This is a genomic window from Burkholderia sp. BCC1047 (assembly GCF_902833155.1).
Classification (GTDB): domain Bacteria; phylum Pseudomonadota; class Gammaproteobacteria; order Burkholderiales; family Burkholderiaceae; genus Burkholderia; species Burkholderia sola.
Map to the genome: position 1 here is coordinate 111,168 of NZ_CADFEH010000006.1, position 12,026 is coordinate 123,193.

Annotated in this window: 11 protein-coding genes; 2 read left to right on the top strand and 9 right to left on the bottom strand. The window is 67.7% G+C overall.

Features of this window, described 5'->3' with window-relative positions; genetic code table 11:
* Nucleotides 1–8 precede the first annotated feature (8 nt).
* From HWX55_RS09095 to hpnI, 8 genes are all read right to left on the bottom strand, one after another.
* A complete protein-coding gene (locus HWX55_RS09095; protein WP_006488736.1) occupies nucleotides 9–809 on the bottom strand; it encodes an ATP-binding cassette domain-containing protein in 801 nt (266 codons plus the stop codon).
* Between the two features lie 20 nt (nucleotides 810–829).
* Complete coding sequence (locus HWX55_RS09100; RefSeq protein ID WP_006476443.1) at nucleotides 830–1,543, bottom strand: ABC transporter permease; 714 nt, start codon at nucleotides 1,541–1,543, stop codon at nucleotides 830–832.
* On the bottom strand, nucleotides 1,540–2,229 hold the full coding sequence (hisQ, locus tag HWX55_RS09105; protein ID WP_175975387.1) for a histidine ABC transporter permease HisQ: 690 nt from the start codon (nucleotides 2,227–2,229) through the stop codon (nucleotides 1,540–1,542). The genes HWX55_RS09100 and hisQ overlap by 4 nt, the downstream gene beginning before the upstream one ends.
* A 363-nt stretch (nucleotides 2,230–2,592) precedes the next feature.
* Entirely contained in the window at nucleotides 2,593–3,147 is a 555-nt protein-coding gene (locus HWX55_RS09110) for a hypothetical protein (protein WP_175975388.1), read from the bottom strand.
* 88 nt (nucleotides 3,148–3,235) lie between these two features.
* On the bottom strand, nucleotides 3,236–4,285 hold the full coding sequence (locus HWX55_RS09115) for a lysylphosphatidylglycerol synthase domain-containing protein (protein ID WP_124556939.1): 1,050 nt from the start codon (nucleotides 4,283–4,285) through the stop codon (nucleotides 3,236–3,238).
* The gene (gene hpnK / locus HWX55_RS09120) at nucleotides 4,282–5,166 is read right to left on the bottom strand and encodes a hopanoid biosynthesis-associated protein HpnK (RefSeq protein WP_175975389.1); all 885 of its coding nucleotides are present in this window, start codon (nucleotides 5,164–5,166) and stop codon (nucleotides 4,282–4,284) included. Before hpnK ends, HWX55_RS09115 begins: the two co-directional genes overlap by 4 nt.
* A 3-nt stretch (nucleotides 5,167–5,169) precedes the next feature.
* Nucleotides 5,170–6,591 (bottom strand): hopanoid biosynthesis associated radical SAM protein HpnJ, encoded by a 1,422-nt coding sequence (gene hpnJ / locus HWX55_RS09125; protein WP_050011424.1) that lies wholly within the window; start codon nucleotides 6,589–6,591, stop codon nucleotides 5,170–5,172.
* Nucleotides 6,592–6,746: 155 nt separating this feature from the next.
* On the bottom strand, nucleotides 6,747–7,922 hold the full coding sequence (gene hpnI / locus HWX55_RS09130) for a bacteriohopanetetrol glucosamine biosynthesis glycosyltransferase HpnI (RefSeq protein WP_124556937.1): 1,176 nt from the start codon (nucleotides 7,920–7,922) through the stop codon (nucleotides 6,747–6,749).
* 637 nt (nucleotides 7,923–8,559) lie between these two features.
* Here hpnI and HWX55_RS09135 point away from each other — a divergent pair.
* Nucleotides 8,560–9,558, top strand: coding sequence for an LLM class flavin-dependent oxidoreductase (locus tag HWX55_RS09135; RefSeq protein WP_069620521.1), 999 nt, complete (start codon nucleotides 8,560–8,562; stop codon nucleotides 9,556–9,558).
* 36 nt (nucleotides 9,559–9,594) lie between these two features.
* On the opposite strand, the gene HWX55_RS09140 is transcribed toward HWX55_RS09135, so the two are convergent.
* Entirely contained in the window at nucleotides 9,595–10,644 is a 1,050-nt protein-coding gene (locus tag HWX55_RS09140) for an alpha/beta hydrolase (RefSeq protein ID WP_175975390.1), read from the bottom strand.
* 195 nt (nucleotides 10,645–10,839) lie between these two features.
* Here HWX55_RS09140 and pdxY point away from each other — a divergent pair, with 195 nt between their 5' ends.
* Entirely contained in the window at nucleotides 10,840–11,700 is an 861-nt protein-coding gene (gene pdxY, locus HWX55_RS09145) for a pyridoxal kinase PdxY (protein ID WP_050011428.1), read from the top strand.
* Nucleotides 11,701–12,026 lie beyond the last annotated feature (326 nt).

A 12,026-nucleotide genomic window follows, 5' to 3' on the forward strand; every position in this document is an offset into this window, starting at 1 on the left:
CTGTCGCGTTACTTGAGGCTGCCCGACAGGAACTGCTTGAGCCGCTCGCTCTGCGGACGCACCAGCACCTCCTTCGGATCGCCCTCTTCCTCGGTCCGCCCCTGATGCAGGAACATCACATGATTCGACACGTTGCGCGCGAAACCCATCTCGTGCGTGACGACGATCATCGTGCGGCCTTCCTCGGCCAGCTTCTGCATCACCTTCAGCACTTCGCCCACCAGTTCCGGATCGAGCGCGGAGGTCGGCTCGTCGAACAGCATCACGTCCGGATGCATCGCCAGCGCCCGCGCGATCGCCACGCGCTGTTGCTGGCCGCCCGACAGGTGCGACGGATACTGCTTCTCGACGCGCGGCGGCAGACCGACCTTCTCCAGGTACTCGCGCGCACGCTCCTCGGCTTCCTTCTTCGAAATGCCGAGCACGTGCACGGGCGCTTCCATCACGTTCTCGAGCACGTTCATGTGCGCCCACAGGTTGAAGTGCTGGAACACCATCGCGAGCTTCGTGCGGATGCGCTGCAACTGCTTGTGATCGGCGACTTCGAGCGCGCCGGCGCGGTCGGTCTTCGTGCGCACGGCCTCGCCGTCGACGACGATCTGCCCCGCATTCGGCCGCTCGAGAAAATTGATGCAGCGCAGGAACGTGCTCTTGCCCGAGCCGCTCGCGCCGATGATGCTGATGACGTCGCCGGCCTTCGCGTTCAGCGACACGCCCTTGAGCACCTCGTTGTCGCCATAGCGCTTGTGGATGTCGACCGCGGCAAGCTTGACGGAAGCGGACGCGCTCGTTTGAGTGATCTCGGCCAACTGGCTCTCCTCGAAGTAATTCAATGACGGGCGGCCGCGAGATACGCGAGCCAGTGGCGCTCCGCGCGGCGAAACGCCGCGACGAGTGCGAACGATACCGCAAGATAGATCAGCGCGGCGATCCCGAATGACTGGAACGCCATGTAGGTCGCGGAGTTGGCGTCGCGCGCGACCTTCAGGATGTCCGGCACGGTCGCGGTGAAGGCCACCGTCGTCGCGTGCAGCATCAGGATCACCTCGTTGCTGTACAGCGGCAGCGCGCGGCGCAGCGCTGACGGCAGGATCACGCGGCGGTACATCGTGAACGGCGACATCCCGTAGGCCCGCGCCGCCTCGACCTCGCCGTGCGGGATCGCACGGATCGCGCCGGCGAAGATTTCGGTGGTGTACGCGCAGGTGTTCAGCGCGAACGCGAGGATCGCGCAGTTGAAACCGCTGCGGAAAAACGCGTCGAGCAGCGAGTGCGAGCGCACGAACTCGAGGCTGTACATGCCCGTGTACATCAGCAGCAGCTGCACGTAGAGCGGCGTGCCGCGGAACACGTACGTGTAGAACCGCACGGGCATCGACACCCACTTGTTCCTCGACACGCGCGCGACCGCGAGCGGCACCGCGCACACGAAGCCGAGCGAAATCGACGCGACGAGCAGCCACAGCGTCACCGCGAGGCCGGACAGGCGCTGGCCGTCCCAGAAAAGGAACGCCTTGCCGAATTCCTGGAGGATCTCGATCATAGTTCTGCGTGCCGCACGCCCATGGAATAACGCTTCTCGAGCTGGATCAGCACGAGGTTGGAGACGGTCGTGATCGCGAGATAGATCAGCGCCGCGACGAGGATGAAGAAGAACATGTTGAACGTGCTCTTGCCGGCGTCCTGCGCGGCCTTCACGACGTCCGCGAGACCGATGATCGACACCAGCGCGGTCGCCTTCACGAGCACCTGCCAGTTGTTGCCGATGCCCGGCAGCGCAAAGCGCATCATCTGCGGAAACATGATCCGCACGAACACGCGCGCGCCGCTCATCCCGTAAGCCGAACCGGCTTCGAGCTGACCGCGCGGCACCGACAGGAACGCGCCGCGAAACGTCTCGGTGAAGTACGCGCCGTAGATGAAGCCGAGCGTCAGCACGCCGGCCACGAACGGATCGATGTCGATCTGGTTCCAGCCGACGAGGTCGGTGAACTGGTTCAGCCAGATCTGGATGCTGTAGAACAGCAGCAGCATCAGCACAAGGTCGGGCACCGAGCGGATCAGCGTCGTATAACCGGTCGCGATCGCTCGCAGCCCCCGGTTGTGCGACAGCTTCGCCACCGCGCCGATCAGCCCCAGCGCCACCGCAGTGGCGAGCGACAGCACCGACAGCTCGATGGTCTGCACGGTGCCGGCCCAGAGGACGGGACCAAAGCCGTAAAGGAACACGCGCGTCTCCAGAGTTGAATGAATGCCGACGCGTATGCCTGTCCCGCGCCGGGCTGACGCGGATAGTCGCAAGCGAAATTATTTGCCTCAAATCACCGTGCGCGCGATTGCTGCGTCGCAACAATTCGTCCCATCATTTCTGCGCACGGCCTACGCCGCTGTTTCAAAAGGAAAAAACCCGCTTCCTGACAGTCCGATGACGCGCCGGGAAGCGGGCTTTTTGCAATTTTCCGGTCGCTTTTTCGATATAGCGCCGGCCTGGCCGTCAGGCCGAATGGGCAGATCCGGACCGACGCCACACAATCGCTCGCTCATGCCCGCGACGCGCTGCGCGGGCTGGCTGAGAAGCGCCGCGCGTGAGCGTCACCGCCCTTTCAGGATGTCGGAGCGCGACGTCGTATAGACGAGCCCGTCCGGGCCGAAATGGACGTTGAAGAACGCGTCGGTGTTGACGCCGTCCTCGAGCCAGCGCCAGCTCCAGACCGTCTCGGGTTTCAGCGGATACTGCGCGACGTCGCCGGGCTTGCCGAGCAGGCGCCGCACCTCGTCCTCGTCCATTCCCGGGCGCACTTTCGCGAAATTCTCGGCGGTCAGCACCTGCGTCGCGCCCGTGTAGCGCCCGTTCGCGTCGAGATCGACGAACCACGTCTGGTTGCCCATCGGGCCGCGCGGATATTCGAGACGCTTCGAGCCGTCGGTGAACGTGCGCTCGGTCTCGGGTTTGCCCATCGTGCCGCGCACGTCGGCCTCGGTCGATTCGCCGACCTTCAGCCCCTTCAGCAGCAGCGGCGCGGGCTTGATCGCGTTGAAGAAGTCCCTGATACGTTGCACGTCGAGATGGCCTTGGTCGTCGCAACCGGTCAGCGCCAGCGCGGCGGCCAGCATCGTCACGGCAAGCAGCCGGAAACGAAAAATCATCGGAAGAATGGCGCGTGGAGAAAACACGCGGCAAGGATACCCGCGCGGCGCCGAAAGCGCGAGACGGGCCGCGCGGCCCGTCGGAGGTTCAATGCGTCGTTTCGGTTTCGGTCCGGGCTTCGGACGCCCGATTCGCCGGCGGCGCCGGGCGCGGCCCACTCGGCGGCGCGCCCGGACGGCCGCGCGTGCGCACCAGCTCGGCCAGCTGCCACGAGCCGAGCGCGAGGCAGCCGAACAGCACTTCGCGGCCGCGCTTGACCACCGCGAGCGACAGCGCCGTCTCGCGGTCGACGCCGAACATCTGCGCGAGCAGCACGACGGTCGCCTCCTGCACGCCGAGCCCGCCCGGCACCATGAACGCCGCATGCCGGACGGCCTGCGTCATCGCCTCGATCGCGATCGCGCCGCCGATCGACACCGGATGGCCGAGCAGCGCGAGCGCCCAGTAGATCTCGAGCGCGCCGAGCACGTAGCCGGCCAGTTGCCAGAAGAACGCGCTGAACAGCAGGCCCGTGCGCGACATCAGCGAATCGATGTCGGCGTCGAGCCGGCGGCCGTCGACGCCCTGCAGCAGCCGGTGCGAATCGCCGAGCAGGCGGCCCGCGAAACGCTCGATCGCATGGAAGATGCCGCCGCGCCGCATCAGCACGACGCCGAGCACCGGCAACGGCAGCGTCAACAGCAGCGCGAGGCCGATCGTGCCGCCGCCCATGTTGTCGGTCGTCGCGAGCAGCAGCACGAGGCCGAGCGCCGCGAACGCATACTGGACGACGATCGTCACGAGCACCTCGACGATCACCGACGCGGTCACGCGGCTCGCGTCGGGCACCTGCCAGCGCGCGAGCCGGATGCCGACGATCTCGCCGCCGATCCCGACCACGGGCAGCAGCCGGTTCACGGCCTCGCGCACGGTCGCGATCCACCACAGGAACGCCAGCGACGCGCGCCGGTCGAGCAACTGGTGCCACGCGTATGCATCGAGCAGCAGCGGCAGCGCGTGGAACGGCACGAGCCACAGCAGCGCGTAACCGGCGCGCGCGAGCATCTGCGACACGTCGCCGACGCCTTCGTGCAGCCCCAGCGCGAGCAGGATGCCGATGCCGATCGGCCAGCCGAGCCACTTGATCCACTTGCTCATGACGGCTGCGCTCCCGGTGCGCGCGACGCATGCGCGCCGCGCCGTGCCGCGGGCCCGCCGAACACGTCGGCAAAGCCGCCGGTCGCGACGCCCGCCGCCTTCAGCGCGGCCGCGACGCGCGGCGACAGCAGCGCATCCAGTTCGTCGACCGGTCGGTAGCCGGCCATCGTCGGCGTGATCGGACCGTCGCCGGCTTCGGCCGGATGGCAGTAGATCTCGCCGACGCCCGGCGGCAGCTTCGCGAGCGCGTCGAGCAGCACGGCCTCGTCCATCGCGCCCGTATGCTCGATGCCGACCACGTAGTCGTTGTGCGCGAGCCCGGCCCGGTCGAGCCGCGCGCGCACCAGCGCGATCCACGGCTTGAGCAGCGCGGGCGCGCTCGTTTCGTACGGCAGCCGCACCGCGCGCAGCCCGTAGTCGCGGCCGATCTCGACGATCATCGACAGCACGGTCGGATGCAGATGGAAATGCTTGTGCGCGTTCACGTGATCGAGCGGCAGGCCGCTCGCCGCGAACGCATCGAACTGCGCACGGATCTCGCGGCGCAGCTGCGCGCGCACGTGCGGCAGGAAGAAGAAGCGACAGCCGTCCTTCGCCATCGCGTCGCCGAAGCGCCCGTCAGGGCCGACGAGCGCGGGAATCTCGTGCGCGGGCAGCGTGGCCGGCCCGTCCGCGAGCACCAGATGCAGGCCGACCGCGAGCGACGGCAGCCGCCGCGCGCGCTCGATCGCATCCTGCGCCGCAGGCGCACCGACCATCAGGCTGGCGGCGTTCAGCACGCCGTCGCGATGCGCACGCTCGACCGCCGCGTTGACGCGCGGGTGCAGCCCGAAGTCGTCCGCGGTGAAGATCAGCGCCCGCGCCGCCCGCTGCGTCGCCACGGATCAAGCCTCGTGCGCGCGCAGGAAGCGGAAGAACTCGACGCCTTCGCGCAGGCGACGCTTCATCATGTCCCAGCTCGTCAGCATCTCGCGCACGATTTCCCAGATCTTCGACGGGCGGAAGTAGAACTGGCGATAGAACTGCTCGAGATGGTGATAGATCTCGTCGCGCGACAGGTGCGGATAGCCGATCGCTGCAAGCTGCACGCCTTCCTTGCTGACCAGGTTGATGGTCTTGTTCTCTTCCATCCAGCCGTTCTCGACGGCCTGCTTGTACAGCGTCGTGCCCGGATACGGCGCGGCGAGCGACACCTGGATCGTGTGCGGATTGATTTCCTTCGCGTACTCGATCGTCTTCCTGATCGTCTCCTGCGTCTCGCCCGGCAGGCCGAGGATGAAGGTACCGTGGATCTTGATGCCGAGCTTCTTGCAGTCCGCGCTGAAGCGGCGCGCGAAATCGGTGCGCACGCCCTTCTTGATGTTCACGAGGATCTGGTCGTCGCCCGATTCGAAGCCGACCAGCAGCAGGCGCAGGCCGTTGTCCTTCATGATCTTCAGCGACTTGTACGGCACGTTGGCCTTCGCGTTGCACGACCACGTGATGCCGAGCTTGCCCAGGCCGATGGCGATGGCTTCGGCGCGCGGCAGGTCGTCGGTGAAGGTGTCGTCGTCGAACATCAGTTCCTTCACTTCCGGCATGTTGTCGCGGATCCACTTCGCTTCCGCGAGCACGTTCTCGACCGAGCGCGTGCGGTAGCGATGGCCGCTGACCGTCTGCGGCCACAGGCAGAACGTGCAGCGCGACTTGCAACCGCGGCCCGTGTAGATCGACACGTACGGATAGTTCAGGTAGCCGATGAAGTAGTTGTCGATCTTCAGGTCGCGCTTGTAGACGGGCGCGACGAACGGCAGCTCGTCCATGTTCTCGAGGATCGGACGCGCTTCGTTGTGCTCGATCGAGCCGTCCTTCGCGCGCCAGCTCAAGCCCTTGATCTCGGGGAACGGCTTGCCTTCGGCGATTTCCTTGCAGGTGTAGTCGAATTCCTCGCGACACACGAAGTCGATCGCGTCGCTCGCCGTCAGCGAGTTGTGCGGATCGACCATCACCTTCGCGCCGACCATGCCGACCCGCATCGACGGCTTCATCTTCTTCAGGTCCTGCGCGAACATCGCGTCGGTCGGGAACGACGGCGTGCTCGTGTGGATGATCACGAGGTCGTAGTCGTTGGCGATCTTCAACGTTTCCTCGACCGACAGCCCGTCGGCCGGCGCATCGACGACGCGGCTGCCCGGCACGAGCGCGGCCGGCTGCGCGAGCCAGGTCGGATACCAGAAGGAACGGATTTCGCGCTTCGCCTGATAGCGCGAGCCGGCTCCGCCGTCGAAGCCGTCATACGAAGGGGCCTGCAAGAACAGCGTTTTCATGAATGCTCCGGTAGCCTGCATAGTTCGTTTCGTTACAACGATTCAGTCAAAAAACCGCGGGCCGCCCTGCCGGCGCCCGCCTCTCTGTCATGTCGCGCCGCGCGGCTTCGCCGTGCGACGCGTCTCGGCCCGCGGGCCGGGTTCGATCGACGGCGCTAGCGGCCGTCCACTGCTTCCACGGCCGCCGTCGCGCGTTCGCCGCCGACGACCGTCATCCTGGCGCCGCGCCACACGACCTGCGTGCCGAACACGGCCGCGAGCCACTCGAGCGCGAGCAGCGTGTCGCGCACCGCGACGAGCGGCAGGTCGCGCCAGAACGCGCGCCAGCCGTCCTCGCCGCGCGCGTGCAGCACGAGCCGCCCGAATGCGCCGACCGCGGCCGCCCCGCCCGCCAGCGTGCCGGCGAAGGTGCCATCGAGGCGCAATGCCAGCACCGCGCCGATCGCGAGCCACGGCACGGTAAACGTGATGAACAGGAACGCGAAGCCGGCCGGGTTCAGCGAACGAATCGTGCGCAGCCAGCGCGTCTCGCGGTGCCACAGCGGCCCGAACGACGGTTCGATCACGTCGGTCGCGACCTCGACCTCGGACAGCACGGTGCGCCGCCCGAGGCGGCGCGGCAGCTCGGCCAGCCAGAAATCGTCGGCCAGCTCGTCCTTCAGCGCGAAGAGACCGCCGATCCGGTCGAGCGTGTCGCGCGTGAGCGCGAGCGTCGCACCGAAGCCGAAGCGGCTCGAGCGGCCGAGGTGGGTGATCCGCACCGACGGCGCGAACCACGCGTCGACGAACTGCGCGCCGATCCGCGTCCAGAAGCCGCCGACGCTGCGCGCATGATACAGGCACGTGACGACCCCGACCGACGGGTCCGCGAGCGGCGCCGTCACGCGCTCCAGATAGTCGGGCTGCACCGCGATGTCGCTGTCCGCGATCACGATGCGGCCGTATTTCGCGCGCTCGGCGAGATTGATCAGGTTGCTGACCTTCAGGTTCTTGCCGTGCACACGCGCGTCGATCACGAGCGTGATGTCGCAATCCGGATGATCGGCGCGCAGCCGCTCGACGACGGCCGCGGCCGGATCGGCCGACGATGCGACGCCGAACAGCACCTCGTAGCGAGGATGGCGCTGCGCGCAGAAGGTCGCGAGGTTTTCATACAGGTGCGGCTCCGCGCCGCACAGCGGCTTCAGCACGCTGACCGGCTCGAAGCCGTCGCGCACCGTCGTGCGCGGCGTGCGCGGCCGCGGCGCGAAGGCCGCGACGAGCGCATAGCCGGCCGCGGCCAGCGTGAACGCGATCAGGAGCCAGTCGAGCAGCGTGGCGGTGGGCGTCATGTGCGATGCCTCCCGGCGACGTGGGCGCCATGGCAAACGCTTGAGCGTGATTGAGCGTGATGCGGTATTCCGACAACGACGAACGCGGGCACGACCCGACTCCTTGTTCCAGCAGCGTCTGTAAGGGGGAGGCGCGACCCGTTGTTCGGGTTCGGCCATGCCCGGCTTCGCGTGGCGTATCCCCGCGCAGCGCCCGGACGGCATGCGGGAAGACTCGAATGGCTCCATCGGCACAAGATGGGCAGGCGGCGGATTTTAGCAGTCTGCGCCCCCCCGCGCGCGGTGCTACGCGAAACGGACTAGTGCAATTCCGGCAAAGCTGAGCGGTCGACGAGCCTGATCGGCCCGGCCACGTTCACATTAGCGTAAGCACTTTGCAGGCGTATTGCAGTCTTTAAAATCAAACGTTTCGTGCAAATTTGTATGTCGATGCGGTTTCACTTCCAATCGCCGTAAAGTTTGGTAATTAATCAGCGATTAGGTTGATTTTCGCAACGATGGTCGCAAGCAACCCTGCACCCCTGTAAGGCGCATGGGTATCCGCGCGCCGCCAGCACGTTCCGGAACCCTTTGGCAAAATCCTTGGCGTCTGTTGCGTCAGCGCATCATCACGCCACCCCGTTTCGAAGGTCTTCCGATGACACCGTTTTCCGTACTCGATCTCGCGCCCATTCCGGCCGGCGCCGACGCCTCGCAAGCGTTCCGCAACACCGTCGATCTCGCGCAGCACGCGGAGCGCTGGGGCTACCGGCGTTACTGGCTGGCCGAGCATCACAACATGCCGGGGATCGCGAGTGCGGCCACCGCCGTCGTGATCGGCCACGTCGCGGGCGCCACGCGGACGATCCGGGTCGGCTCGGGCGGCATCATGCTGCCGAACCATGCGCCGCTCGTGATCGCCGAGCAGTTCGGCACGCTCGCGTCGCTGTATCCGGGGCGCATCGACCTCGGCCTCGGCCGCGCGCCCGGCACCGACCAGACCACGTCGCGCGCGCTGCGCCGCGACCTGATCGGCAGTGCGGATTCGTTCCCGGACGACGTCGCCGAGCTGCAGCGCTACTTCGCGGAGCCGGTACCCGGCCAGCGCGTGCGCGCGGTGCCTGGCGCGGGGCTCGACGTCCCGGTGTGGCTGCTCGGTTCGAGCCTGTTCAGCGCGCAGCTCGCGGCGATGCTCGGGCTGCCGTTCGCGTTCGCGTCGCACTTCGCGCCCGACTATCTGATGCGGGCGCTCGAGATCTATCGCGCGCAGTACCGGCCGTCGGCCGCGTGGCCAAAGCCGCATGCAATGGTCGGCGTCAACGTGTTCGCGGCCGAGACCGACGACGAGGCGCGGCGCCTGTTCACGTCGCTGCAGCAGCAGTTCATCAACCTGCGGCGCGGCACGCCGGGCAAGCTGCCGCCGCCCGTCGACGCGCTCGAGGCGAATGAACTCGAACTCGCGACCGTCGCGCATTCGCTGTCGTTCGCGGCGGTCGGCTCGCGCGACACGGTGCGCGACAAGCTGCGCGACCGTATCGCGCAGACGGGCGCCGACGAGCTGATCATCACCGCGCAGATCTACGATCATGCCGCGCGGCTGCGCTCGTTCGAACTGGCCGCGCAGATCCGCGACGAACTCGCGAGCGAGGCAAGCTGACGGCACGACCGCGCGCGGCCGGCCGCCCGCGCCGCGTCACTGCGGGCGCACGGCGTCCAGCCCGTCGAGCAGCGCCTTGTGGAACGCGTCCGGGTCCTGGATCTGCGGCGCGTGGCCGAGCGCCGGAAATTCGACGAGCTGCGCACCGGGAATCGCGGCCTGCGTGCGCTTCGCGAGTTCCGGATAGCGGCCGAGCTTCGCGTGCACGTCGGGCGGCGCGACGTCCTTGCCGATCGCGGTCGTGTCCTTGTCGCCGATCATCAGCAGCGTCGGCACGCGAATCGCGCCGAATTCGTAGACCACCGGCTGCGTGAGGATCATGTCGTAGATCAGCGCGGAGTTCCACGCGACCGCGTCGCGGCCGGCGCCGCGATACATGCCGGCGAGCATCTGCACCCAGCGCTCGTACGACGGCGCCCACTTGCCCGCGTAGTAGGTCGCCTGCTCGTAGCGGCGGATGCCGTCGGCGTTGGTCTTCAGCTCGCGCGCATACCAGTAGTCGACCGACAGCGGCGGCACCCCGAGCGCCTTCCAGTCCTCGAGGCCGATCGGGTTCACGAGCACGAGCTGGTCGGTCGCCTTCGGATACATCAGCGCGTAGCGGATCGCGAGCATCCCGCCCGTCGAGTGGCCGACGATCGTCGCCGATTTCACGCCGACCGATTCGAGCAGCGCGTGCGTGTTGCGCGCGAGTTGCTGGAAGCTGTACTGGTAGCGTTCGGGCTTCGACGACTTGCAGAAGCCGATCTGGTCCGGCGCGATCACGCGATAGCCGGCGCGGCTCAGCACGCCGATCGTGTCCTCCCAGGTCGCCGCGCAGAAGTTCTTGCCGTGCAGCAGCACGACGGTGCGGCCGTTCGGATGCGCGGGCTGTACGTCGAGGTACGCCATCTCGAGGGTTTCGCGCTGCGACACGAACGCGTATTCGTGCACGGGCGCCGGATACGCGAACCCTTCCAGACGCGGGCCGTACGCGGGCCCGTCGTTGGCGGCGGGCGTCGCGGCGACGCTCGCAACGGGCATCGCGCACGCGGCGGCGGCGCTCGCGCCGAGCACGGCGGACAGGATCTTGCAAATCGAAAGCATGGCGATCACGGTGATGGGGGGACGCGCGCGGGCTGCCGGGTTGCAGCGGAGCTGTCTCGGGCTGTCTCGCGCCCCGCGATTCTACGCGGTCGCGTGACGACGGCGCGCAACACTCCGGGGCCGCGCGACTTCCGCGCGTACGACGAACTCGGGTATCGTGTGACGTGACCCTGAAACGCGTGCAGGCGAATTCCCATGAAAAACGTCCTCAGCATTCAGTCGCACGTCATCTACGGCCATGCCGGCAACAGCGCGGCCGTGTTCCCGATGCAGCGCCTCGGCGTCAACGTCTGGCCGCTCAACACCGTCCAGTTGTCGAATCACATGCAGTACGGCCACTGGGCCGGCAGCGCGATCGACGCCGCGAAGATGGAACAGCTCGTCGACGGCATCGCCGCCATCGGCGCGCTCAAGCGTTGCGACGCGGTGCTGTCCGGCTTCCTCGGCTCGCCGCCGCAGGCACGCGCGGCGGTCGAGATCGTGCGCTCGGTGAAGGCGATGAATCCGAACGCGTGGTACTTCTGCGATCCGGCGATGGGCCAGACGGGCGGCGTCCGGCCCGAGCCCGGCGTCGAGGAATTCATCGTGCAGGAGGTGCCCGCGCTCGCGGACGGCATGTCGCCGAACCATACCGAACTGCAGAAGCTCGCCGGGCGACGCATCGAGACCGTCGCGGAAGCCGTCGACGCGTGCCGCGCGCTGATCCGCCGCGGCCCGAAGATCATCCTCGTCAAGCACCTCCACGACCGCAACAGCCCGGCCGACCGCTTCAACATGCTCGCCGTCACCGAAACCGAAGCGTGGATCGGCCAGCGGCCGCTGTATGCGTTTCCGCGCCATCCGGTCGGCGTCGGCGACCTGACCAGCGCGATCTTCGTCGCGTGCCGGCTGCGCGGCGACTCGGTGCGCGCCGCGTTCGAACACACGCTCGCGGCCGTACACGCGGTCGTGAAGGCCACCTACGACGCACGCCGCTACGAGCTCGAGCTCGTCGCCGCGCAGGACGAAATCGCGCGGCCGAGCGAATGGTTCGGCGCGTGGGTGACCGACGCCTGACGCGTGCGCATCGCCCTGCTCGCCGCGGCTGGCCGCCGCCGCACCTCGGCCATCCTGCGGCTCCCTCGCTGTTCCCGCTGTTCCCGCTGTCCGCGTGCCGCGCAGCACCCGCCTCGCCCGTTGCCGCTGCCCCGCAGTCCGTGCGGCGGCGCACCGCCGGCTGCAACCCGGTCCACGCGTGCAAACGTTTCCGGACTTCACATGAATGACACCGATTCCTCGCTATGCTCGCGGCGGCACGCATCGGCGCAGCCGCATCCTGCGACCCGGTGTGCGCCGTTCCCGCAGGTCCCGCCAATCGGCTCCCTCTTTACCCCACGATAACG